The organism is Planctomonas deserti, assembly GCF_003067705.1.
Lineage (GTDB): Bacteria > Actinomycetota > Actinomycetes > Actinomycetales > Microbacteriaceae > Planctomonas > Planctomonas deserti.
Genome location: NZ_QANL01000001.1, coordinates 1326983 through 1350097, shown reverse-complemented (window position 1 = coordinate 1350097; position 23115 = coordinate 1326983). Strand labels below are relative to the sequence as shown.

The following is a 23115-nucleotide window of genomic DNA, read 5'->3' as shown; positions in this document are numbered from 1 at the left end:
TCGGCTGGGTCGCGGGCGCCCCGTGCCCCCGATCCTTTCGCTATGAATAACGAAACGCGCCGTCGGGTGCCGCGATCGGCCCGCCCGCGGCGGCGGGAATCCCACCGGAAAAGTTTCGAATACCGGCGATCCAACTTGCCCGGGCATCGGCCGCCGAATTAGCGTGAGAAGGCACCCGGGATCCGCCGGGCGCGCCGGACAACGACGTCGCCCGCCTATCGCGGCGAACGACGGGTCCGGTTCGACCAAGCACCCCCGTCCGGCCGAACCGGTCCGGAACGTTTCGCCCTCCTGCGAAAGGCCTCTATGTCCTCCGATTCCCCGACCTCCGGCAGTCCAAAGCGCCGGGCCCTCATCGTGCGCGGCGGATGGGACGGTCACCAGCCCGTGGAGACGACGGAGGTGTTTCTCCCGTTCCTCGAGGACAACGGCTTCGACGTGCGCGTCGAGGAGTCGCCCGCCGTCTACGCCGACGCGGAGACGATGGCCACGATCGACCTCATCGTGCAGAACAACACGATGAGCACCATCGAGAAGGAGGAGTTCGAGGGACTCCGCGCGGCGGTGGAGGCCGGAACGGGATTCGCCGGCTGGCACGGCGGCATCGCCGACTCCTACCGGAACAACTCCGACTACCTGCAGATGGTCGGCGGGCAGTTCGCGTCGCACCCGGGCAAGCACCCCGACGAGCGCACGGGCGAACAGTCGGACAACTACGTGCCCTACACCGTGAACATGCTGCCCGCGGCGGCGGACCACCCGATCACGCAGGGCATCGACGACTTCGAGCTCGTGACGGAGCAGTACTGGGTGCTGCACGACGAGTACAACGACGTACTCGCGACCACCACCCAGGCCGTCCGGCCGTGGGACCCGTGGACCCGGCCCATCACGTCGCCGGCCATCTGGACGCGCCAGTGGGGCAAGGGGCGCATCTTCGTGTCGACCCCCGGCCACCGCGTCGAGATCGTCACGCACCCGACCGTCCGCACCATCATCGAGAGGGGGCTGCTGTGGGCAGCTCGGTAGAAGAGGCAACGAGCGGCACCGTGTCGGAGTCGGAGCGCCCGCTGGGTGTCGGCATCGTCGGCGTCGGCAAGATCAGCGAGCAGTACCTGGCGACGCTTCCCGAGCTGCCGAACCTCCGGCTCGTGGCGGTGGCCGACCTGAACGAGGCGCGCGCCGCCGAGGTGGCCGCCGAGCACGGCGTCGTGTCCGTGCCGGTCGAGGAGCTCCTCACGCACCCGGACGTCGACGTCGTGCTGAACCTGACGATCCCCGCCGCCCACGTCGAGGTCGCGACCAAGGCGCTGCAGGCGGGCAAGCACGTCTTCGGCGAGAAGCCGCTGGCGCTCACCCCGGACGAGGCCGTCGACATGCTGCGCCTGGCTAACGAGCGCGGCCTGCGCGTCGGCAGCGCGCCGGACACCGTTCTCGGCACCGGCGTGCAGACGGCGAGGCGGCTGTTGGATGACGGCGTCATCGGCACGCCGGTCGGCGCCAGCGCGTTCTGGGCCTCCCCCGGGCACGAGCTGTGGCACCCGGCGCCGGCGTTCTACTACCAGCGCGGCGGCGGGCCGCTGTTCGACATGGCGCCGTACTACCTGAGCGCCCTCGTGACGCTGCTCGGCCCGGTCGTGCGGGTGTCCGGGTCCGCGACCCGGTCCAACCGCGCCCGGTCGGTGGGCAGCGGCCCGCTGGCCGGCACCGCGCTCGACGTCGACGTGGACACCCACGTGACCGCCCTGCTCGAGCACGCGAGCGGGATCGCCTCCTCGATCACCGTGAGCTTCGAGGTGTGGGGCTCGCGGCATCCGCTGATCGAGGTCTACGGCACCGACGGCACCATCTCCGTTCCCGACCCGAACCGCTTCGGCGACCCGGTCGAGATCCTCACGCGCGACGACCGCGAGTGGCGCGAGGTGCCGCCGACGGCCGGCTACGAGGGCGCGGCTCGCGGCTACGGCCTCGCGGACATGGCCCACGCGATCGCTACCGGTCGCGAGCACCGCGCGTCCGGCGCGCTCGCGTTCCACGTGCTGGAGATCATGGACGCCGTGCTCCGCGCGGGTCATGAGCACCGCGTCATCGACATCGAGAGCACCGTCGAGCGTCCGGACGCCGTCCCGGAGGGCGCCCGGCCCGACACCTGGTAGCGCCAAGCGGCAACCGCGGTCCCTGAGCCGTCCGTCACGCACCCGCGGGTGCGCGGCGGAACGACTCGGGGACCGCGCTGCGTGGGGCCCGTGCGCGTCGGTCGTTCCCGAGGGCTTCGCGAGCAGCGACGGAATGCGGACGGTGCGGCCGCCGGGGTGCGTGGTCGTCACGCACACGGTCGCTGAGCTTGTCGAAGCGACGCGGGTGCCCTTCCGTCCCTTCGACAGGCTCAGGGACCGGAGTGGTGCCGCTTGTCTGCGCTGGTCGTTCCCGAGAGCTTCGCGAGCAGCGACCGATTGCGGATGGTGCGGCCGCCGAGGTCGTGGTCGTTCCGTACACGGTCGCTGAGCTTGTCAAGCGACGCAAGCAAACTCCTGTCCCTTCGACAGGCTCAGGGACCGAAGTGGTGCCGCCTGTCTGCGCTGGTCGTTCCCGAGAACTTCGCGAGCAGCGACGGGATGCGGATGGTGCGGCCGCCGAGGTCGTGGTCGTTCCGTACACGGTCGCTGAGCCTGTCGAAGCGACGCAAGCCGACCCCGTCCCTTCGACAGGCTCAGGGACCGAAGTGGTGCCGCTTGTCTGCGCTGGACGTTCCCGAGAACTTCGCGAGCAGCGACGGGATGCGGATGGTGCGGCCGCCGAGGTCGTGGTCGTTCCGTACACGGTCGCTGAGCCTGTCGAAGCGACGCAAGCCGACCCCGTCCCTTCGACAGGCTCAGGGACCGAAGTGGTGCCGCTTGTCTGCGCTGGTCATTCCCGAGAGCTTCGCGAGCAGCGACGGGACCCGGACGGCTAATTAGCGAGGCGGAGAACCGGGGCAACACGGTCGCTGAGCTTGTCGAAGCGACGCAAGCCGACTCCCGTGCCCTCGATGGCGCTTGCACCATCAGCCTCCCGGTGGTGGCGACTCGGGGATGCTGGCGGGGTCACTCCGGCGGAGGCGGTGTCGGCGCGCGTTCCAGTCCTGGACCGCTCTGCTCTTCGTTGCCAGGTGCCGGCCCTCGCGAGTCGGGCTGACCGACCTCGGTGGTATCAGCGTGTAGTGCCCGCCGGTTCTGGTGATATCCCAGCCGTGATTGTGGAGCAGCAGGTGGTGGTGTTTGCACAGCAGGACGCCGTCGGCGATGTCGGTATTGCCGTGGTCCCTCTTCCACTGGTTGATGTGGTGCGCCTCACACCAGGACGGCGGCCTATCGCAGCCGGGCCACATGCAGCCGCCATCCCGCACCGCCAGGCCGACGCGCTGGCGAGCGGTGAAGAGCCGCTGCTCGCGTCCGACGTTCACGCACTGGCCGTCGTCGTCGAGGACGACCGCGACCGTTCCCGTGCTGCAGACCTCCCGCCGGATCGTCGCGATGCTCACGGCCTCGCCGGTGTCCTGGATGGAGCCGTGTCCCTCGCCGGTCTGCAGCGACTCCTTCGTCACGATCACCCGGACCGCTGGCCGCCTCGATCCGTACACCTGGCCCGGGTCGGCGTCCGCACCGATACGCAGCAACTCCAGGAACCCGTCGGCCGCAAGGCGGTCGGTCGGGCGCGGGTCGTTCGCGATCGCGTCGATGCGCGCCCGGTCCTCTTCCTTCACAAACCTGGGGCCACCTCTGCGCGGGTTGGTGAGCTCGTCGAGTACCGACAGGAGGAACGCGCCGGGTTCGGGTGCGTAGAGGAACTTGCCCTCCACCATGCCGTCGGGCCGCTTCCAGGCCTTCAGGTGCTGCTGCTCCAGCTGAGCCCTTTCGCGGTCGACGACTTCGGTGTCGTCCAGGTCGTCGCGTAGTTGCCTCGCCCGGCGGTGCAGTTGGCCCGCCGTGAGGGTCGCGGCATCGGTGACCAACTCGATCGCGGCCTCGGACAGCGCCTCCGCGGGCACTGCGTCGGTTGGGAGGCCGAGCCCGGCACGAATGGCGTCCGCTTGGGCGATGGAGATCCGCCCGTCGGTAACCGCGTGTGCGATGGGCGCGTGCCACGGGGTCGGCGGTGCCGAGAGTTCCGGGTGCTCGCGCTGCAGGGTCTCGACGGCGTCGGTCTCGGCGAGCATCTTGCCTACTTCGACGATCGAGACGGCGCCGCCCTTGGTCGTCCCGGTGATGGCCTCGACCATTGCCTGCGGAGTCCGGTAGCCCTCCTGCTGCGCCAACCCTGCTGAGCCGAGGTCAGGCATCGAGCGGCGGTTCAGCTCGCCCGCAATCCAGGCCGAGAAGGTGTCGCAGCACTGTCTGAGGTCCGCGATAGCGTGCAGCGCGTCCAACAGATCCTGCTTAGGAAGCGGAGCAAACGCGGCGGGCGAGCCGCCCAGGCGCGCGACCGCATCTGCTGTGCGGAGGAGCGTCGCTGCCGGGGTTCCCATAGCACACATTATACCACGTCGAAGGTTTCTTCGATGAGGAACTTTCGCTCCTGTGGATAATCACCTCAAGATGCGACAGGCGTGCGTCCCTTCGACAGGCTCAGGGACCGTGCACATCCCGTACGGCAACCGGCACCAGCACCAGCACCGGCACCAGCACCAGCACCAGCACCAGCACCGGCACGGCAGCCGGGCACGAAAAAGGGCGGCCACCGCGTAACGCGGCAGCCGCCCTTCTCCCCTACTACTACGCGGCGGGGACCGACGCGGCGATGAGCTCCGCGATCTGGACCGCGTTGAGCGCGGCGCCCTTGCGGAGGTTGTCGTTGCTGATGAACAGCGCGAGGCCGCGGCCCTCGGGTGCGCTCTCGTCGCGGCGGATGCGGCCCACGAGGCTCGGGTCGGCGCCGGCGGCCTGCAGCGGTGTCGGCACCTCGGTGAGCTGCACGCCCGGCGCAGTCGCGAGAAGCTCGGTCGCGCGCTCCGGCGTGAGCTCCCGGGCGAACTCGGCGTTGATCGACAGCGAGTGCCCGGTGAAGACGGGCACGCGCACGCAGGTGCCGCTGACCCGAAGCTCCGGCAGGTCGAGGATCTTGCGCGACTCGTTGCGCAGCTTCTTCTCCTCGTCCGTCTCGTTCGAGCCGTCGTCGACGACGGAGCCGGCGAGCGGGATGACGTCGAACGCGATGGGCGCCACGTACTTGACCGGCTCCGGGAACTCGACGGCGGATCCGTCGTGCACGAGCCCGAGCAGCGCGTCCTCCTGGCCGACCGCGGCACGCGCCTGCGAGGCGAGCTCCTCGGCACCGGCGAGGCCGCTGCCGGACACGGCTTGGTACGTGCTCACGACGAGCCGCTCCAGCCCCGCCTCGTCGTGCAGAACCTTGAGCACCGGCATCGCGGCCATCGTGGTGCAGTTCGGGTTCGCGATGATGCCCTTGCGCGCGTCGTTCACGGCGCCCGGGTTCACCTCGCTGACCACGAGCGGCACGTCGGGGTCCATCCGCCAGGCGGAGGAGTTGTCGATCACGGTCACGCCCGCGGCGGCGAAGCGCGGGGCCTGCGCCTTCGAGGTCGTGGCACCAGCCGAGAAGAGGGCGATGTCGAGGCCGGTCGGGTCCGCGGTGGCGGCATCCTCGACCACGACGTCCTCGCCGCGGAACGGCAGGGTCGTGCCCGCGGAGCGCGCGGACGCGAAGAAGCGGATCTCGGCGATCGGGAAGTCGCGCTCCTCGAGCAGGCGGCGCATCACGGCGCCGACCTGACCGGTGGCGCCGACGACGCCGACGCGGAGGGCGCGGGAGGGGGTGGTGGTTGTGCTGGACACGGGTACTCCTTGGGGACGAGAGGTCAGCGGCCGGTGCCGGCGTAGACGACGGCCTCGCTGTCGCCGTCGAGGCCGAACGCGGAGTGCACGACGCGCACGGCGTCATTGATGCTGTCGGCCCGGGTGACAACGGAGATGCGGATCTCGCTGGTCGAGATCATCTCGATGTTGATGCCGGCCTCGAACAGGGCGGTGAAGAGCTTCGCGGAGACGCCCGCGTTGCTGCGCATGCCGGCGCCGACGAGCGCGAGCTTGCCGATCTGGTCGTCGTGCTGCAGCGACGCGTAGCCGATCTCGTCGCGGTCGGCGGCGAGCGCGTTGAGCACGGTCTCCGCCTCGGACTTCGGCAGGGTGAACGAGATGTCGGTGAGGCCGGTGGCCGCGGCGGACACGTTCTGCACGATCATGTCGATGTTGGCGTTGGTCTTGCCGACGATCGTGAAGATCTGGGCGGCCTTGCCCGGGATGTCGGGGACGCCGACGACCGTGATCTTCGCCTCGGACATGTCTGCGGCGACGCCGGCGATGATGGGCTCTTCCACGTGCTCTCCGTTCTTCGGGTTGTAGACGATCGTGCCCTCGTTGTTGTTGAACGAGGATCGCACGTGCAGCGTCACTCCGTGCCGGCGCGCGTACTCGACCGCGCGGATGTACAGCACCTTCGCCCCGCCGGCGGCGAGCTCAAGCATCTCCTCGCTCGTGATGCGGTCAATCTTGCGCGCTTTGGGCACGACGCGGGGGTCGGCGGTGAAGATGCCGTCGACGTCGGTGTAGATCTCGCACACGTCGGCGTTGAGCGCCGCAGCGAGGGCGACGGCGGTGGTGTCGGACCCGCCGCGACCGAGGGTCGTGATGTCGCCGGTGACGCGGTTGAAGCCCTGGAACCCGGCGACGATGACGATGGCGCCCTCGTCGAGCGCGGACTGCAGCCGCACGGGCGTGACGTCGACGATGCGGGCCGCCCCGTGCTGGGCGTCGGTGATCATGCCGGCCTGGCTGCCGGTGAACGAGCGGGCGTCGTAGCCCATGCTCTTGATGGCCATGGCGAGCAGCGCCATCGAGATGCGCTCGCCGGCCGTGAGGAGCATGTCGAGCTCGCGCGGGGCGGGCAGCAGCGTCACCTCTCGGGCGAGGTCGAGCAGCTCATCCGTGGTGTCGCCCATGGCGGAGACGGCCACGACGACGTCGTTGCCCGACTTGCGGGCGTCGACGATCCGCTTCGCAACGCGCTTGATGCTCTCGGCGTCGGCAACCGACGATCCGCCGAACTTCTGCACGATCAAGCTCACGAAGAATCTCCAAGGGTGGGGTCCGGTCAGAACTCCTGATTGTACGGGGTGCCCCCCGGTGCGGTCGCCCGTGTGACGCCGCACTGCGGCTCGGCTCGGCGGACGCCCGCGCCGACGCCGCTACCGAGCCCGTTGCGGGCCGTCTGGGCGAGGAACGACGGGACGCGTCAGCGTCCGACGGTGCGCCGGCCCTCGAACGCGCGGCCCAGCGTGACCTCGTCCGCGTACTCCAGGTCCCCGCCGACGGGCAGGCCGGATGCCAGCCGCGAGACGGTGATGTCGAGCGAGTGCAGCAGGCGGCTGAGGTACGTCGCCGTCGCCTCGCCCTCCAGGTTGGGGTCGGTGGCGAGGATGACCTCGGTCACCGTGCCGTCGGCGAGCCGCTGCATGAGCTGGCGGATCCGCAGGTCGTCCGGGCCGATGCCGTCGATGGGGCTGATCGCCCCGCCGAGCACGTGGTACAGGCCGCGGAACTCGCGGGTGCGCTCGATCGCGACCACGTCCTTCGCCTCCTCCACGACGCAGATGAGCGTCGGGTCACGGCGCGGATCGCGGCAGATCGAGCACGTGTCCTGCTCGGAGACATTGCCGCAGATCTCGCAGAAGCGCACGCGCTCGCGCACCTGCGTGAGCACCTCGGCGAGGTGCGAGACGTCGAACGACTCGGTCTGCAGGATGTGGAACGCGATGCGCTGCGCCGACTTCGGCCCGATGCCGGGCAGGCGGCCCAGCTCGTCGATCAGTTCCTGGATGATTCCGTCGTACATCGCGGACTACGCCCCTTCGCCCGTGGGCCGGATGCTCGGCCGGTTCGGACGGGTCACCGGGCGCTCCTCGATGAAGTTGGCGCCGAGGATCTCGCGGACCACGGCCTCGCCGTAGCGCTGCCGCTCCCCCGCGGACCCGCGCCCGCCATTCCCACCACCGCCACCGGCACCGCCGGCAGACGGGTTCGAGGGCGTGCGGGCGGACGGGGCCGCGCTCGGCGCCGCCGTCGACGCCGCGGTCGGAGGGAACGTGTCCGGCTCGGGCTCGCGCACCCAGTCGGGCTCGGGCTCGTCCGGCTCGGGCGCGTCCAGGTCGGAGGGCAGCCCCTCGTAGGGAGGCGGCCCGTCGGGTGCGGCGTCGGCGATGGCCGCCGCGACGCCGCGGACGGGCGGGGTGGCGGAGCGGTCGGCCGGCGCTGCGGAGTCCGCCGCACCGCCCGAGCCGGGGATGGCGACGGTCGCCCAGCCGCCGCTGGAAGCGGGGGCCGAGGAGGCGGGAGAGGAGGATCCGGACGCGGGCGAGGGGGCGCCGGCGGATGCCGCGGCGGCAGGTGCCGTGGCACCCGAACCGGACGCCGGGCGCCGGGATCCGGAGCGCTGCGGCGCCGCGGCGGCGCCGGCCCCGGTCCCACCGGTCTTGCCGCCGGTCGCTGCGCCGCCGGTCGCTCCGCCGGACGGCGCGGACGCGGCGGGCGGCGGGCCGTCGACACGGGCGATGAACTTCACCCGGATGCCCAGCACCTCCTGGATCGCGTTCCGCAGGTAGTCGCTCACGCCGTCGCCCGGCGCGGAGCGCTGCTTGAAGCTGTCGGCGTCGTTCTGGCTGGGGAAGGTCAGGGTGAGGACGTAGTCCTCGGTCAGCGCGCGCGGGGTCGCCGTGACGGCGACCATCCACGCCCGGCGCTTGGCCTTCTGCACGACCTCGACGACCTGCGGCCACGAGTCCTTCAGCTGCTGCAGCGTGACGGGCGCAACGGCGGCGGCGGGACCGGACGAGGACTCCGGGACAGGCGCAGGCTCCGGCGCGGGAGCGGACTCCGGGACACGCGCGGGCTCCGGAACGGGGGTCGGCTTGGGGGCCGGCGACGGCTCACGCACGGGCTCCGGCTCTGCCGGTCGCGGGGCTGCGGACTCGACGGGGCTCGGCGGGGCGGGCTCCACGGGGCGGCTGGGCGCCGGCTCGACCGGTCGCGGGGTCGCGGGTTCGGGCACGGCGGCGGGCTGCGGGGCGGAGGCATCCGGTCCCGCGACGCCGACGCGCCGCTCCAGCCGCTCGACGCGCGCAAGCGCGCCCCGGTGGGTGTCGTCGCTCGCCGGCACCATGATGCGGGCGATGAGCAGCTCGAGGTGCAGGCGGGGCGACGTCGCGCCGGTCATCTCGGTGAGCGCGGCGTTCGCCACGTCCGCGGCGCGCGACAACTCGGTCGGGCCGAACTTCGACGCCTGCACCTGCATGGCGTCGAGCTCGTCCTGCGGAACGCCGCGCAGCACGGCAGCGGCGCCCTCCGCCGACGTCGCGGCGACGATGATGAGGTCGCGCAGCCGCTCGAGCAGGTCCTCGACGAAGCGCCGCGGGTCCTGGCCGGTCTGGATGACGCGGTCCACGGCGGCGAACGCCCCGCCCGCGTCCCGCGCGGAGAGCGAGTCGATGACCTCGTCGAGCAGGGCTCCGTGGGTGTAGCCGAGCAGGGCGACGGCGCGCTCGTACTCGACGGTGGGGCCGTCCGAACCGTTGATGAGCTGGTCGAGCAGGGAGAGGGTGTCGCGCACCGATCCCCCACCCGCCCGCACGACGAGCGGCAGAACTCCCGGCGCGACCTCGACCGACTCGCTCTCGCAGAGCTGCTGGACGTAGTCGAGCATCTGGGCGGGCGGCACGAGACGGAAGGGATAGTGGTGCGTGCGCGACCGGATGGTGCCGATGACCTTTTCGGGCTCGGTCGTCGCGAAGATGAACTTCACGTGCTCCGGCGGCTCCTCCACGATCTTCAGCAGGGCGTTGAAGCCCTGCGGCGTGACCATGTGCGCCTCGTCGAGGATGAAGATCTTGTACCGGTCGCGGGCGGGCGCGAAGATCGCGCGCTCGCGCAGGTCGCGGGCGTCGTCGACACCGTTGTGGCTCGCCGCGTCGATCTCGACAACGTCGAGCGACCCGCCGCCGTCGCGGCCGAGCTCCACGCAGCTGGGGCAGACGCCGCAGGGCGTGTCGGTCGGGCCCTCGGCGCAGTTCAGGCAGCGCGCCAGGATGCGGGCCGACGTCGTCTTGCCGCAGCCACGCGGACCGCTGAAGAGGTAGGCGTGGCCGACCCGGTTGGAGCGCAGGGCCGACATCAGCGGATCGGTCACCTGATTCTGGCCGATGAGCTCGGCGAAGTTCTCGGGCCGGTAGCGGCGATAGAGGGCGGTAACCACGTGCTCAGGATAGTCGGGACCACCGACGCTTCCTCCGGGTGCGCACAGGTCGAGGAGCTCGGCGACCCCCGCGACACGGTATCCCCCGAAGGGGGACTGACAGGTCTGTCTGTCCCCCCTGCAGAATGGGTCTTGTCCGCGGGATCGAGGCGCTTTCCTCCCCTCCTCCCCCCGCCGGGGCGGCTCGCGCCTCTTCCGCGGACACACACTGCAACACCTGGCACCGCACGACCGCACCACCCACCCTGCAGCACCTGGCACAGCACCTCAGCACCACCGGCACCACAGCACCGCCGCTCCACCGCTTCCCTTGCTCCACGGCTCCATCCGCACCACCCCCACCCCGAACCGCTTACCCAGCAACCCGGCACAGCACCGCCGCTCCACCGCTTCCCTTGCTCCACGGCTCCATCCGCACCACCCCCACCCCGAACCGCTTACCCAGCAACCCGGCACAGCACCACGGCACGACAGGCACGAAGCAGCACCCACAAGAAAACAGCCCCGACGGCAATCCGAATCCGGTGGGGCTACGAATGATCGGTGCTCGGCGAGATGTCGAGTAACACCCGAAACACCGGCGGGAGGCCCCGAAGCCTGACGTTCCCCCGAAGGAACACCCGCTCACCCGAACACGGCCCCGGCCGGACCCGCGAAGGTCCGACCGGGGCCTGTGTCGTCCACCGGGTCTTCGGCCTGGACGCCGCGGCGCGTCCTCAGCCCGCGGTCGAGGCCCCCAGCGCCTGGCGCGCGATCTCCAACTCCTCGTTGGTGGGGATCACGAGCGCGTCGACGGCCGATCCCTCGGTCGAGATTCGGCGGGCCTCACGGGACGGCGACGCGTTCCGCTCCTCGTCAAGCTCGACGCCGAGGTGCGCGAGCGGGCGCAGCGTCTCGGCCCGCACGTTCGCGTTGTTCTCCCCGACGCCGGCGGTGAAGACGATCGCGTCCATTCCGCCGAGGTGGGCGAAGTAGGCGCCGATGTAGTGGCGCAGGCGGTGGCTGTACACGGCGAGCGCCGAGGCGGCCGTCTCGTCGCCCTCGGCCGCCGCCTTCTGCACGTCGCGCATGTCGCCGGTGCCGGTGAGCCCGAGCAGGCCGCTCCGCCGGTTCAGCAGGTCGTCCAGCTGCTCGACGCCGAGCCCCGCCTGGCGGTGCAGGTGGAACAGCACGGCAGGGTCCATGTCGCCGGACCGGCTGCCCATCACGAGTCCCTCGAGCGGCGTCATGCCCATGGAGGTCTCCACCGAGACGCCCCCGCGGACGGCGCACGCGGACGCGCCGTTGCCGAGGTGCAGCACGATGATGCGCAGCTCCTCCAGCGGGCGCCCCAGGAACCGGGCCGCCGCCTCGGACACGAATTTGTGCGAGGTGCCGTGGAACCCGTAGCGGCGCACCCGGTAACGCTCGGCCAGCTCCGCGTCGATGGCGTACGTGTAGGCCTCGGGCGCGAGGGTCTGGTGGAAGGCCGTGTCGAACACCGCGACGTGCGGGACGTCGGGGAACGCCGTCCTTGCCGCGCGGATGCCCTCGAGGTTGGCGGGGTTGTGCAGGGGCGCGAGGGCGCCGAGGTCGTCGATGTCGTCCTCCACCTTCTGCGTGACGACGGTCGGCCCGAAGAACCGCTTCCCGCCGTGGACGACCCGGTGACCGACGGCGGCGATGTCGGCCTCCGCCAGGTCCGGCCCGTACTGCTCGAATGCGGTCAGCATGAGCTGGAAGCCCGCGGTGTGGTCCTCGATGGGCCGTTCGACCGAATGGGTGCCTGCGGCGGTCGTGTGCCTCGCCGCGCCGGATGCCTCGCCGATGCGCTCGACGAGGCCCGACGCGAGCACCTCGTGGTCGGTTGACCCGGCGTCCTCGAGCGCGATCAGCTGGTACTTGAACGACGAGGACCCCGAGTTGATGACGAGGACGACGCTCACGACGCGCTCCCCGCGGTCGCGCCGACGGTCCCGGCGGAGGCTCCGCCGGCCACTCCGGCCGCTCCGGCCGCTGCCGCGTCCGCCGCGGCCTGCTGGGCCTGGATCGCCGTGATCGCCACCGTGTTCACGATGTCCTCGACGAGCGCCCCGCGGGAGAGATCGTTGATCGGCTTGTTGAGGCCCTGGAGCACCGGGCCGATCGCGACGGCGCCCGCGCTGCGCTGGACCGCCTTGTAGGTGTTGTTGCCCGTGTTGAGGTCGGGGAAGATGAACACCGTCGCGCGGCCCGCCACCTGCGACTGCGGGAGCTTGGCCGCGGCCACCGCCGCATCCGCCGCCGCGTCGTACTGAATCGGACCCTCCACAGGAAGCTCCGGCCGCAGGCTGCGCACGAGCGCCGTCGCCGCCCGGACCTTGTCCACGTCGGCCCCGGCCCCGGACTCCCCCGTGGAGTAGGACAGCATCGCGACCCGCGGATCGATGCCGAACTGGGCGGCGGTCTCAGAGGAGGAGACGGCGATGTCGGCGAGCTGCTCCGCCGTCGGGTCCGGGTTCACGGCGCAGTCGCCGTAGACAAGGACCCGGTCTGCGAGCGCCATCAGGAACACGGACGAGACGACCGACACGCCCTTGCGCGTCTTGATGATCTCGAAGCCGGGCCGGATGGTGTGCGCCGTCGTGTGCGTCGCACCCGAGACCATGCCGTCGGCGAGGCCGAGGTGCACCATGAGCGTGCCGAAGTAGGAGACGTCGGTCACGGTCTCCCGCGCGATGTCGAGCACCATCCCCTTGTGCGCCCTCAGCCGCGTGTACTCCTCGGCGAACCGCTCGCGGAGCTCGGGGTCGAAGGGGCTGAGCACGCGCGCGGCCTGGATGTCGATGCCGAGGCCGGCGGCGCGGGACCGCACGTCGGCCTCCTCGCCCAAGATGGTGAGGTCGGCGATGCCGCGGCGCAGGATCGTGCCCGCGGCGCGGAGGATGCGGTCGTCCTCGCCCTCCGGCAGCACGATGTGCCTGCGGCCGGCGCGCGCCCGCTCGATCAGCCCGTACTCGAACATGAGCGGCGTCACCGCGTCCGACCGGCTCACGTCGAGGAGCCCGAGCAGCACGTCGGTGTCGACGCCGTGCTCGAACAGGCTGAGCGCCGTGTCGATCTTGCGTCGGGAGGTGGCCGAGAGCCGCCCGCGGGCCTGGGTGATGCGCAGCGCCGTCTGGTAGGTGCCGTGCTGCGTGCGGATGAGCGGCAGCGTCTGATCGAGGCCGGCCATGAGCCGCTCGATGGGCGGGGCGAGGTCGAAGCCGCCGTTCAGCACGATGCCGGACAGCGACGGAAGGGTGTCGGATGCGTGGGCCATGAGCACGGCCAGCAGCACCTCGCTGCGGTCCCCGGGCACGACGACGATGGCACCCTCGGTGAGCCGCACGAGCACGTTCTCCATCGACATGGCGGAGACGACGACGCCGAGCACCTCGCGCGACAGGAGCTCCGGGTCGCCCGCGAACAGCTCGCCGTCCACGGCCGCCCGGATCTCCTCGACGGTGGGCGCCACGAGGAACGGGTCCTCGGGGAGCGTCCAGACGGGGAGGTCGGCGCCGCTCGCACCGCTGCCCGCCGCTGCCGCGGCGACCGCGGAGGCGATCTCCTCGAGCCGGTCCGGGTCGCAGCGGTTGGCGACGATGGCGAGGGTCGTGGCGTGAGCGGCTGCGAGCTCGGGCACGCTGAGCTCGGTGATCTGCCGCATCTCGTCGGCGCTCCGGCCACCGGTCTCGTCCGGGCGGCGTCCGGTGAGCACGAGCAGCACGGGCGCGCCGAGGTTGGCGGCGATCCTCGCGTTGAAGCTCAGCTCCGTCGGGCTGCCGACGTCGGTGTAGTCGGAGCCGACGATGACGACGGTGTCGCACTTGCTCTCGACTGCCTTGTACCGCTCCACGATGCGCGACAGCGCGGCATCCGGGTCGGCGTGCACGTCCTCGTAGGTCACGCCGACGCACTCGTCGTACTCCAGATCGACGCCGTCGTGGGCGAGCAGCAGCTCGAGCACGTAGTCGCGCTCCGCGCTGGAGCGCGCGATGGGCCGGAACACCCCCACCCGCTGCACCGAGTGGGCGAGCGTGTCGAGCACGCCGAGGGCGACGGTCGACTTGCCTGATCGACCCTCCGCCGAGGTGATGAAGATGCTCCTGGCCATGTCCCCACCCTACGGACCGAGGCTGGGGCCGGGGGGAAAGAAAAGACTCCCCGCGCACCCGCCAGAGCCCGGTTACCCTTGCTACGTTTCCGTCCTGGGGGAATTGGCCTGGATGGCGCCACGCGGGGAGCCATCGACCATTCTACCGGACGCGGCAGGGCTTCCCCAGCCGCCCCTGATTCAGCGGGTAAGTGGACTACTGAAGACGTGTCAAGGGGGTACTGAGAGGGCCCGCGCAGCAATACTCTTGTCTCACATCGGACCGTTGGGGCGGCGCGGTCAACAGCACGATGGTTACCCGATCGTTCGTGGCGTTCTCTCGACCCGATGAGTCCGTCGCTCGGTGCGCGACGGCGGCGCGGGAGCGAGGGGCGACCATGGTGATGACGGGGACCGACAGCCGCGAGGTTCGGGCGCCGGAGGCGAAGAAGCCCCGGGGCCGGGTCGTCGGCCGTAACGCTGAGCTGCACAGCATCGTCGACGCGCTCCTGGCCGGGTCGAGCGTGCTGCTCTCCGGCGGGCACGGCATGGGCAAGACCTTCCTGGCCGACGCCGTGGACCGGACCCTCCGCGCCTCGGGCGTGCAGGCCCTGCGCGTGCGCGGCACGACCGGCGGCGCCGGCCATCCGCTGCATGCGCTCAAGGCGGCCCTCGGCCTCGGGCACACCTCCCTCGCGGAGCAGGCCGTGATCGTCGAGGCCACCAAGGCGCTGAACCGCGGCCGGGGCACGACGGAGCGCCCGCCCGTGATCATCGTCGACGACATCCAGCTGCTCGACGGGGAGTCGGCCGACTGGATCGCCCGACTGGTGTACGCGAGACGGGTCGCCCTGCTCGCCACCCTGTCCCCGCACCCGCGGGGCTCCCGCTCGGAGGGCATCACCGAGGCCATGACCCTCGCGAACAGCCTGTGGATCGAGGGGCACGCCGACCGCATCGACCTCGCCCCGCTGAGCGACGAGCACGTGACCGAGCTCATCCTCGAGCTCACGGAGCAGCGCAGGCTCGACCTCGCCACCGTGACGTCGATCCAGCTGCGGAGCGCGGGCATCCCTCTCCTCGTGCGCGAGCTCACCGTCGACGCGCAGCACGGCAGCGGCACGCCGGAGACGACGGACCCATTCATCCGCAGCGGCACCGGCCCCTCGACCCGCATCCTCGACCTGATCTCCCAGCACCTCGACTCCCTGAGCAACGAGCAGCTGCACGGCCTCGCCCTGCTCGGCCGCATCGATCGGGTCTCGCACCGGCGCGCGATGCAGCTGCTCGGCGCCGCGGACCTCCAGGTGCTCTTCAACCAGGAGCTCGTGACCCGCGGCCCCGGCCGGGACGGCCTGCTTCGCGCCGATCCGCTCCGCGCCGACGCGGCGGGCACGCTGGCCGACCCGGTGCGCCTGCAGGAGATGTCGCGCGCGATCGCCCTGCACATGATCCGCGACGTCGTCGCCGGCGAACGGCTCTCCGCGTGCGAGTCGCTCTTCCTCGCCTCCCACTGGCTCGACGACGCGGGCATCGAGGAGGTCGTGGCGACGCACGGCGCGGACGCGGTGCTCGCCGTGCTGCTGCCCGCCGCCGCCAAGGCCAACTCCTGCGGGCTCTTCTCGCTCGGCGTCTCGCTCGCCCGCGCCGCGCTGGGGCTGGAGCCGTCCGTGCCTGCCGCCGTGCAGCTCTCCATCGCGCTCGCCCTGCAGGGGCGCGTGCGGGAGGCCGTCGCGGCGCTGGAGCGCATCGAGGGCCTCCGCGCGGACGGGCGCGAGTCGAACATGCTCCTGCGCTGGTGGACCTTCCTCACGACCTGGATCACGGCGGACTTCGCCGCGGCGCAGAGCTTGGCCGAGCGCGCGGCCGCCTGGCATCCGCAGGACCCCGCGTTCGCCGCCGAGGTCGAGATGACCACGCTCTCGCACACCATCCCCCGGATGGACTGGGCGGGCGGCGCGGTGAACGGCGAGCGGATCGCCCGCGACGAGAGCGTGCACCTCTCCACCCGCATCCGGGCCGCGGGCATCGGCGCCGTCGGCCACGCGTTCCTCGGCAACTTCAGCCGGGCTCAGGGGCTGCTCGGACTCGCCCGCACGCTCAACCGCAGCACGCGCACGAGCGGGCGGGAGAACCGCGGCATGGCGGTGTACACCTCGCTCACCGAGGCCTTCATCGCCGTCACCGTGAGCGACGACATCCGCACCCTGAGCGACGAGCTGCGCGAGTGGATGCGGGAGGCGCTCGAGGACCACGAGCTCGCGTTCCTCGTCTACCTCGGCCTCATCGCCGCCAACGTCGAGGACCTGCGCGGCAACCTGCCGGCCGCCGAGGGTGAGCTGCGCGGGGTCGAGGCGCGCTTCCCCGCGAACGACGTGTCGGTGTGGCGCGGCTGGACGCGTGCCGAGCACGCGCGCGTGCTCGCGGAGCTGGGCGACGGACCGGCCGCCGCGGGGCTGCTGACGGAGGCGAACGGCGCCGCCGTGGCCGCCGCGCCGTGGCTGCGCTACCTCTCGGACCGGGCGGAGATGCACATCCGCGCGGCCACGGGTGACGCCTCCGGCGCGAGCGACATGGCGCTGCGCATCGCGGAGGCGCAGGGTGCCGGGTCGCCGGTCATCCGCTCGCGGGCCCTCTACGACGCGTTCTGGAACGGTGCCCCGGCCGAGGACGTGCGCGAGGGGATCGCCGCGGCGGCCGCCGCGACGGACAGCGAGCTCCTGCGGGTGATGGCGCGGCACGTCGCCGCGGTTGCAGAGCGCGACGGCGCGGCACTGGACGAGGTCGCCAACTCCTTCGCGGGGCTGCAGATGTTCGTGCACGCCGCGGAGGCGGCGCGCACGGCGACGGAGATGCACATCGAGAAGGGCATGCGCATGGCGGCGCTCGCGAGCAGGAGCGCCTGCTCGGAGTACGAGGCCGCCGCTCAGGGGCAGCTGCTCGAGGGACGCCGCGCCGAGAGCCGCATCGCGACGCTGACCCACCGCGAGAGCGAGATCGCCCACCTCGCGGCGAAGGGGCTCAGCAACCGGCAGATCGCGTCGACGCTGTTCCTGTCCGTGCGCACCGTGGAGTCCCACCTGTACCAGGCCCGGGCGAAGCTCGGGGCCGCTTCCAGGCGCGACCTCGCGGCCATCTTCGAGGTCTCGGAGTAGGCAAAGGCTGTCCCCGATCCGCTCACGGCCCCTGAGCCCCTCGAAGAAACGCCCCCAGTCCTCGGACGTCACCCACACACGGTCCCTGAGCCCGTCGAAGGGACGCACCCCGGTCTCCACACGCGACAACACGTTCCCTGAGCCCGTCGAAGGGACGCACTCCGGTTTTCGTAGGCGACCACGCGGTCCCTCAGCGCGTCGGAGGGACGCCCGCACCCTGGCCCGGGGCCCGCGCAGGACGGCGGCGTAGCCTGGGGCGCATGCGTATTGTCATTGCCGGAGGACACGGAAAGATCGCTCAGCTTCTCGAGCGGAAGCTGGTCGAACAGGGACACGAGCCCGTCGGCATCGTGCGGAACCCCGATCACGCGGCGGACCTCGAGGCGCTCGGCGCCCGGGCCCTCGTGCTCGACCTCGAGCGGTCCGACGTCGCAACGGTCGCGGACGCGCTCGCCGGAGCGGACGCCGTGGTGTTCGCCGCGGGCGCCGGGCCCAACAGCGGGGCCGCCCGCAAGGTGACCATCGACCGGGACGGGGCGATACTCCTGGCCGACGCGGCGGCGCAGGCGGGCGTGCGGCGCTACGTGCTCGTGTCGGCCCTCGCCACGGATGACTTCGACGCCGAGAAGGCGGCCGCCGGAGCGGACGCGTCCGAGGAGGAGACGTTCCAGGTGTACCTGCGGGCGAAGAGCGAGGCAGACGCCGCGGTGCGCGAGCGCGACCTCGACTGGACCATCGTGCGCCCGGGCGGCCTGACCGACGACCCCGGCACCGGGCTCGTGCGCCTCGCGACCTCGACGGGCCGCGGCAGCATCCCGCGCGAGGACGTCGCGTCGATCATCGCCACCGCGCTGATCGACGGGGTCGGCGTGCGCCAGCAGTTCGAGGCGATCAGCGGCGAGGACACCGTCGCCGACGCGCTCGCCACCCTGCGCTACTGACCCCTCCCCGGCCCGGGCGCATCCCGCTGCCGCCTCACCCGGTCCCGCTCGCCCCTGCCCAGGCAGGAGGATCGTGCCCAGCTTCAAGCTGCGCAGGATCCTTCTGCCTGGGCAGGGGCAAGACGGCAGGGGCAGGACGGCGGGGGCGGCACTGCCCGGGGTGCGCTGTGGCCGGGGCCCTGGTCGATTCGGCCCGCGAGGCGGCGGGTAGTATGCTCAGTGGTCGTTGCCTCCGCTAGCCGTGGGCGACCGCCAGGAGGATTCGCCTAGTGGCCTATGGCGCACGCTTGGAAAGCGTGTTGGGTGAAAGCCCTCGGGGGTTCGAATCCCCCATCCTCCGCCGCAGACCGAAGCGCTCGCCCGACAGGGTGGGCGCTTTCGTCGTTCCGGCCTCGCCCATGCCGACCAGGGCTGGATGAACCGGGACCGTCGCCCGCCTTCACAGCCCGCGATCCCACCGATACACACGGGCGCAGGCGGACCAATCACGCGCCGCCCGAAAGGGGGCGTCTGCATCGTCGGTGGTTCTGCCTACACTGAAACTCGACTGTTTCACCAGCAGGGGAAACAGTAGGTGGTGCCACGGAGAGCGCCCGCTGCCATGGGGGGCTCATGACCGCTGTAGACACGTGCACGGACGCTCGCGTCCTCCAGCCCATCTCGTCGGTGCCGCGCACCGTCGCCCTCACGTCGGTGGCCCTCGTCACGCCCGTCTTCGCCGTCCTCTACTTCCTCACCGTGCCCGGGGGCACCTGGCCGACGCTGCTGCTGGAGCACGCGCTCGTCACGCTCGCCTGCACGGTCGCGACCATCCGGCTGTGCCGGGCGCGGGTGTGGGTGGCGGGACGTGGGATCGTGATGCGGAGCCCCCTGGGCCTGCGGAGGAAGCTCGACCGGGACGACATCGGGCAGCTCCTCCTGGTGCAGACCTACCGCGGCCAGACCCTGGACACCCAACCGCACCTGTTCGTCGTGACGGAGGACGGCAGGACGGCGATGCGGCTGCGCGGATCGATGTGGTCACGGGAGAGCATGCGCCGCCTGGCGCAGGAGCTCGACATCCCGCTCACCCCCATCCCCGAGGCGATGACCCGGGGCGAGCTGCGCCGCACGCACCCCCACCTGCTTCCGTGGCTGGAGCGCCGGCGCGTCTCGCTGGCCATCGCCACCGTCGGGGCCGCGGCGCTCGGGGCGCTGGCCGCCGCCGCGCTGCTCGGCGCCCACGGCCTGCCCGGCGCCGTTCACCTCTAGTCGGAGCGCCCGGAGGGCATCCCGTCACGGAGAGGCGCCGCGCTGCTGTCGACGGTGGTCGTCGTGGCCCGGCGTGCCACGGTCGCGAGCAGCCGCTCGAAGGGCCCCGCGCCCAGCGTCAGCCGCCACAGGGTGGCCGCGACGAGGGTGACCACGAGGAAACCCAGGTACAGGCCGTAGTCGGTCTGCTCGAACGCCTCGTCCCCGATGAGGGCGATGGCCACGATGTGCAGGCTGTAGACGGTGAGCGCCATGGCCCCCGTCGCTTCGAGCGGGAACAGCGGCCAGCGGGCCCGGTCCGCGGCGAGAAGGCAGAGCCCGATCACCGCCATGGCGAAGCCACCCGACCCGATGACCTCGAAGACCGAACCGCTGTGCGGCTCGACCGTGAACACCACCTCGGCGTCCTCCAGCCTCCCCAGCACCCGGCCGAGCAGGACCCCGAGGCCGTACCCCGCCACGGCGAGAAGGCCGCCGACCACCACGAGCCGGGTGCGGACCCGCTGCGACGTGAGGTCGAGCCGGCCGATGCCGAGGCCGGTGAAGAGGAACGCGAGCCAGACGAGCACCGGGTACTGGCCCGTGACGACGAGATCCACGATCGCGCTCACCCGGGGGGCCGTGCTGAGCGCATCGATGAGCAGCAGGTTGACCAGCGGCGCGAGCACCGCGAACACCGCCGCGAGCTCGAACAGCCGCCCCGACCGGAGACGCAGGAACGGAAGCGAGAGGGCGAACATCACGGCGTAGAACTCGAGGATGATGCCCACGCCGGTCTGCAGCATGATGAGCAGCCCGCCGAGCGCGAAGATCACGACCGCCCGGATCAGGATGCGCAGCCGCGCCCGCATGAGCTCGTCGCCCTGCACGGGCGCGCTCCGCCCCGACATGAGGGCGATCGAGATGCCGGCGACGGTGGCGAACAGGATCGACGACCGGCCGTCCGTGACGCCGGCCCAGGTGGCGGGGCGGGCGAAGTCGAAGTCGGTGTTCGCCCCCACGTGCGCGGCCATCATGCCGAGCACGGCGAGCCCGCGGGCCACGTCGATGCCGTACAGCCGGCCCGGGGACAGCTCGCGGGGAACGATCACGTCGCGACGGCGTCCGGTTGCTTCCGTCGCCGCTCCACGTGAAGCCGGTGCGCGAACGGCGCCCAGGCGATCACCGCGACACCGGCGCCGAGCACCATGCCCCCCATGGTGTCGGTGAGCCAGTGCGCGCCGAGGTAGTTGCGGCTGAGCAGCATGAGCACGACGTACGCGGCACCGGCGAACCAGATCCAGTAGCGGCGCAGGATGAGCGCGAGGGCGACGGCCATGGTCGCCGCGTTCGCCGTATGCCCTGAGGGGAATGAGCCGAAGTCCGCGGCGACGAGGATCTCCTCGGGCCGCGGCCGGCCGACGAGGTTCTTGATGATCTGCACGAGGAGCGCGCTCACCACGGAGGCCACGGCGAAGTACAGCGCGGCCCACCGCCTCTTGAGGAGGAACAGCACCGCGATGACGGCGAGCGGCACGATGAACACGCCGAGGATGCCGCCGCCGAGGTGGTCGAACGCGAGCGCCATGGCCTGCCAGAACGGGTGCCGGTGCTCGACGAGCTCCTCCATCCACTCCGCGTCGACATCGAACGGAACCACCTGGAAGTCACGGAGAGCGATGAGGAAGCCGCCGAGGCCGACAAGCAGAACGGCGACGGCGCCGCTGACGACAGGCCAGAACCGCTGGACCTTGTAGGCGTCCGCTTCCTTCTCGCGCTGCTTGGGAGTGACAGTCATCCGCCGAGCCTACCTAGGCCGTCGCAGAGCGGCGCGGCTCAATTGGCGAGCGCGGGCACCGTGCGAGGCCGCACGACGAACCAGATCGAGACGATCGAGACGACCGCCGTTGACGCCATCACGAAGGCCATGGGCACCGCGTTCGCCGTGCCGACGAAGCCGACGATGGGCGAGATGACTCCGGCGAGGCCGAAGTTCACGGCGCCGAGCAGGGACGCGGCCGTACCCGCCTCGTGCCCGTGGTTCACGAGGGCCAGCACCTGCACGCAGGGGAAGCCGAACCCGCAGGCCGCGATGAAGAACCAGAGCGGGATGAGCACCGCGATCAGCCCGAGCCCGGCGGACACGACGAGGATTATCGCCACGGCCATGAGCAGCTGCACCGACGTGGTCACGGCGAGCACCCACTGCGCACCGACCCGGGGGATGAGGCGGGCGGAGACCTGCGTGCCGATGACGATGCCGAGCGAGTTGACGGCGAAGAGCAGGCCGTACTGCTGGGCGTCGAGGCCGTAGACCTCCTGGAAGATGAACGGCGACGCGGCCAGGTACGCGAACAGGCCGGCGAAGGAGAACCCGCCGATGATGGCGACGCCGACGAAGATCCGGTCGGTGAGCACGTTGCGGTAGCGCTGCAGGACGGTGGACGAGCCCGAGTCGTCCGTGCGCTCCTTCGGCATGGTCTCCCGCACGAGGAAGGACACGGCGAGGATGACGAGGATGCCGTAGCCGACCAGGAACGCGAAGACGCCACGCCAGTCGACGAAGAGCAGGAGCTGCGAGCCGATCAGCGGCGCGAGAATCGGCGCGAGGCCGGTGACGAGGGCCATGCGGGAGAGCATGCGCACGAGGGGCTTGCCACCGAAGAGGTCGCGGACCATGGCCATCGCCACGACGCCGCCGCCCGCTGCGCCCATGCCCTGCAGGACGCGCGCGATCATGAGCCAGGTGATGTCCGGCGCGAGCACGGCGGTGAAGCAGGCCGCGATGTGCAGGGCGGTCGCAAGGATGAGCGGCAGGCGCCTGCCCACCTTGTCGCTCCAGGGGCCGACGACGAGCTGACCGAGCGCGAAGCCCAGGATGGTGGCGCTCAGCGTCAGCTGGGCCGTGCCCTCCGAGACGGCGAAGTCCTGCTGGAGTACCGGCAGCGCGGGCAGGTAGAGGTCGATCGTGAAGGGTCCGAGCGCGACGAGTCCGCCGAGCACGAGGATGTAGACGAGGCGCTGTCTACGGGAGAGGGCGTCACCTGGGTGAAGAACGGTCGACAACTGGTTCCTTGCGAAAGCGGAGGGAGAGGGCGCGCGCACGATGATCGGCGCGACCATCGTTGGACAGGCAGTGCGGGAGCTGAGGCGGGGGAACGGACGGAGAACCGGGTCGCATAAGCCCGACGAGTCCCTCCCCGCTCCCCTACGTTAACCCCGCTGCTCTCGAAAATGCACCCCCTGCACAATTTTCTAACAGGGCTGGTAACGCTTCCGGTTCCGTGTTACAACACGTGCCGCTTCTGCGGTCACCGGACCCGTAGGAGGGACGCAACCGATCGGCTCGCTCGAGAAACGGCACGTCACCGCCCTGACTCAGTCCAGGGACGCAACC

Annotated in this window: 18 protein-coding genes, 1 tRNA gene and 1 other RNA gene; 6 read left to right on the top strand and 14 right to left on the bottom strand. The window is 71.3% G+C overall.

All coding sequences use genetic code 11. The features are described 5' to 3' along the window. Positions 1-306 precede the first annotated feature (306 nt). Together DAI20_RS06155 and DAI20_RS06150 are read left to right on the top strand one after the other, a co-directional pair. Positions 307-1029, top strand: coding sequence for a ThuA domain-containing protein (locus DAI20_RS06155; RefSeq protein ID WP_108249595.1), 723 nt, complete (start codon positions 307-309; stop codon positions 1027-1029). Then, on the top strand, positions 1014-2156 hold the full coding sequence (locus DAI20_RS06150; protein WP_438501975.1) for a Gfo/Idh/MocA family protein: 1143 nt from the start codon (positions 1014-1016) through the stop codon (positions 2154-2156). Before DAI20_RS06155 ends, DAI20_RS06150 begins: the two co-directional genes overlap by 16 nt. A gap of 230 nt (positions 2157-2386) precedes the next feature. Here the strand turns inward: DAI20_RS06150 and DAI20_RS18430 are convergent, their stop codons facing one another. The 11 genes from DAI20_RS18430 to ffs form a co-directional block, all read right to left on the bottom strand. Then, entirely contained in the window at positions 2387-2527 is a 141-nt protein-coding gene (locus tag DAI20_RS18430) for a hypothetical protein (protein WP_159084937.1), read from the bottom strand. Between the two features lie 21 nt (positions 2528-2548). Next, on the bottom strand, positions 2549-2686 hold the full coding sequence (locus DAI20_RS18425) for a hypothetical protein (protein WP_159084936.1): 138 nt from the start codon (positions 2684-2686) through the stop codon (positions 2549-2551). A 24-nt stretch (positions 2687-2710) separates the two neighbouring features. Further along, complete coding sequence (locus DAI20_RS18420) at positions 2711-2848, bottom strand: hypothetical protein (protein ID WP_159084935.1); 138 nt, start codon at positions 2846-2848, stop codon at positions 2711-2713. A gap of 195 nt (positions 2849-3043) precedes the next feature. Next, complete coding sequence (locus DAI20_RS06145) at positions 3044-4504, bottom strand: HNH endonuclease signature motif containing protein (RefSeq protein ID WP_159084934.1); 1461 nt, start codon at positions 4502-4504, stop codon at positions 3044-3046. Between the two features lie 247 nt (positions 4505-4751). Further along, positions 4752-5831 carry an aspartate-semialdehyde dehydrogenase gene (locus tag DAI20_RS06135; protein WP_108249592.1) on the bottom strand — a complete coding sequence of 360 codons (1080 nt, stop codon included), beginning with the start codon at positions 5829-5831 and terminating at the stop codon, positions 4752-4754. A gap of 23 nt (positions 5832-5854) precedes the next feature. Beyond that, a complete protein-coding gene (locus DAI20_RS06130; RefSeq protein ID WP_108249591.1) occupies positions 5855-7120 on the bottom strand; it encodes an aspartate kinase in 1266 nt (421 codons plus the stop codon). A gap of 167 nt (positions 7121-7287) precedes the next feature. Next, positions 7288-7887: a recombination mediator RecR gene (gene recR / locus DAI20_RS06125; RefSeq protein WP_108249590.1), complete on the bottom strand. Its 600-nt coding sequence runs from the start codon at positions 7885-7887 to the stop codon at positions 7288-7290. A gap of 6 nt (positions 7888-7893) precedes the next feature. After that, positions 7894-10299 carry a DNA polymerase III subunit gamma and tau gene (locus DAI20_RS06120; RefSeq protein WP_108249589.1) on the bottom strand — a complete coding sequence of 802 codons (2406 nt, stop codon included), beginning with the start codon at positions 10297-10299 and terminating at the stop codon, positions 7894-7896. 716 nt (positions 10300-11015) lie between these two features. Beyond that, entirely contained in the window at positions 11016-12224 is a 1209-nt protein-coding gene (locus DAI20_RS06115) for an acetate/propionate family kinase (RefSeq protein ID WP_108249588.1), read from the bottom strand. Continuing rightward, positions 12221-14413 (bottom strand): phosphate acetyltransferase, encoded by a 2193-nt coding sequence (gene pta / locus DAI20_RS06110; RefSeq protein WP_108249587.1) that lies wholly within the window; start codon positions 14411-14413, stop codon positions 12221-12223. Before pta ends, DAI20_RS06115 begins: the two co-directional genes overlap by 4 nt. Before the next feature lie 38 nt (positions 14414-14451). Next, positions 14452-14548, bottom strand: an RNA gene (gene ffs / locus DAI20_RS06105) — signal recognition particle sRNA small type. A 242-nt stretch (positions 14549-14790) separates the two neighbouring features. On the opposite strand from ffs, the gene DAI20_RS06100 reads away from it, so the two are divergent. From DAI20_RS06100 to DAI20_RS06085, 4 genes are all read left to right on the top strand, one after another. Continuing rightward, entirely contained in the window at positions 14791-17547 is a 2757-nt protein-coding gene (locus DAI20_RS06100) for a LuxR family transcriptional regulator (RefSeq protein WP_159084933.1), read from the top strand. 260 nt (positions 17548-17807) lie between these two features. Beyond that, positions 17808-18488, top strand: coding sequence for an SDR family oxidoreductase (locus DAI20_RS06095; protein WP_108249585.1), 681 nt, complete (start codon positions 17808-17810; stop codon positions 18486-18488). 255 nt (positions 18489-18743) lie between these two features. Beyond that, positions 18744-18828 (top strand) — tRNA-Ser (locus DAI20_RS06090). A 272-nt stretch (positions 18829-19100) separates the two neighbouring features. Continuing rightward, positions 19101-19739 carry a hypothetical protein gene (locus tag DAI20_RS06085; protein WP_108249584.1) on the top strand — a complete coding sequence of 213 codons (639 nt, stop codon included), beginning with the start codon at positions 19101-19103 and terminating at the stop codon, positions 19737-19739. Here the strand turns inward: DAI20_RS06085 and DAI20_RS06080 are convergent. From DAI20_RS06080 to DAI20_RS06070, 3 genes are read right to left on the bottom strand one after another with little or no spacing between them, the layout of a single operon-like run. After that, positions 19736-20830: an acyltransferase family protein gene (locus DAI20_RS06080; RefSeq protein ID WP_240605901.1), complete on the bottom strand. Its 1095-nt coding sequence runs from the start codon at positions 20828-20830 to the stop codon at positions 19736-19738. The two genes, DAI20_RS06085 and DAI20_RS06080, sit on opposite strands and share 4 nt — an antisense overlap. After that, positions 20827-21516, bottom strand: coding sequence for a phosphatase PAP2 family protein (locus tag DAI20_RS06075; protein ID WP_108249583.1), 690 nt, complete (start codon positions 21514-21516; stop codon positions 20827-20829). The genes DAI20_RS06080 and DAI20_RS06075 overlap by 4 nt, the downstream gene beginning before the upstream one ends. A 38-nt stretch (positions 21517-21554) precedes the next feature. After that, the gene (locus DAI20_RS06070) at positions 21555-22841 is read right to left on the bottom strand and encodes a multidrug effflux MFS transporter (RefSeq protein WP_205781349.1); all 1287 of its coding nucleotides are present in this window, start codon (positions 22839-22841) and stop codon (positions 21555-21557) included. Between the last annotated feature and the right edge of the window lie 274 nt (positions 22842-23115).

Excerpts from the sequence above, each read along its gene's own strand:
- DAI20_RS06155 (WP_108249595.1), top strand. The coding sequence starts at position 307 with ATGTCCTCCGATTCCCCGACCTCCGGCAGTCCAAAGCGCCGGGCCCTC.
- DAI20_RS06145 (WP_159084934.1), bottom strand. The coding sequence starts at position 4,504 with ATGGGAACCCCGGCAGCGACGCTCCTCCGCACAGCAGATGCGGTCGCG.
- recR (WP_108249590.1), bottom strand. The coding sequence starts at position 7,887 with ATGTACGACGGAATCATCCAGGAACTGATCGACGAGCTGGGCCGCCTG.
- pta (WP_108249587.1), bottom strand. The coding sequence starts at position 14,413 with ATGGCCAGGAGCATCTTCATCACCTCGGCGGAGGGTCGATCAGGCAAG.
- DAI20_RS06100 (WP_159084933.1), top strand. The coding sequence starts at position 14,791 with ATGGTGATGACGGGGACCGACAGCCGCGAGGTTCGGGCGCCGGAGGCG.
- DAI20_RS06095 (WP_108249585.1), top strand. The coding sequence starts at position 17,808 with ATGCGTATTGTCATTGCCGGAGGACACGGAAAGATCGCTCAGCTTCTC.
- DAI20_RS06085 (WP_108249584.1), top strand. The coding sequence starts at position 19,101 with ATGACCGCTGTAGACACGTGCACGGACGCTCGCGTCCTCCAGCCCATC.
- DAI20_RS06075 (WP_108249583.1), bottom strand. The coding sequence starts at position 21,516 with ATGACTGTCACTCCCAAGCAGCGCGAGAAGGAAGCGGACGCCTACAAG.
- DAI20_RS06070 (WP_205781349.1), bottom strand. The coding sequence starts at position 22,841 with ATGGTCGCGCCGATCATCGTGCGCGCGCCCTCTCCCTCCGCTTTCGCA.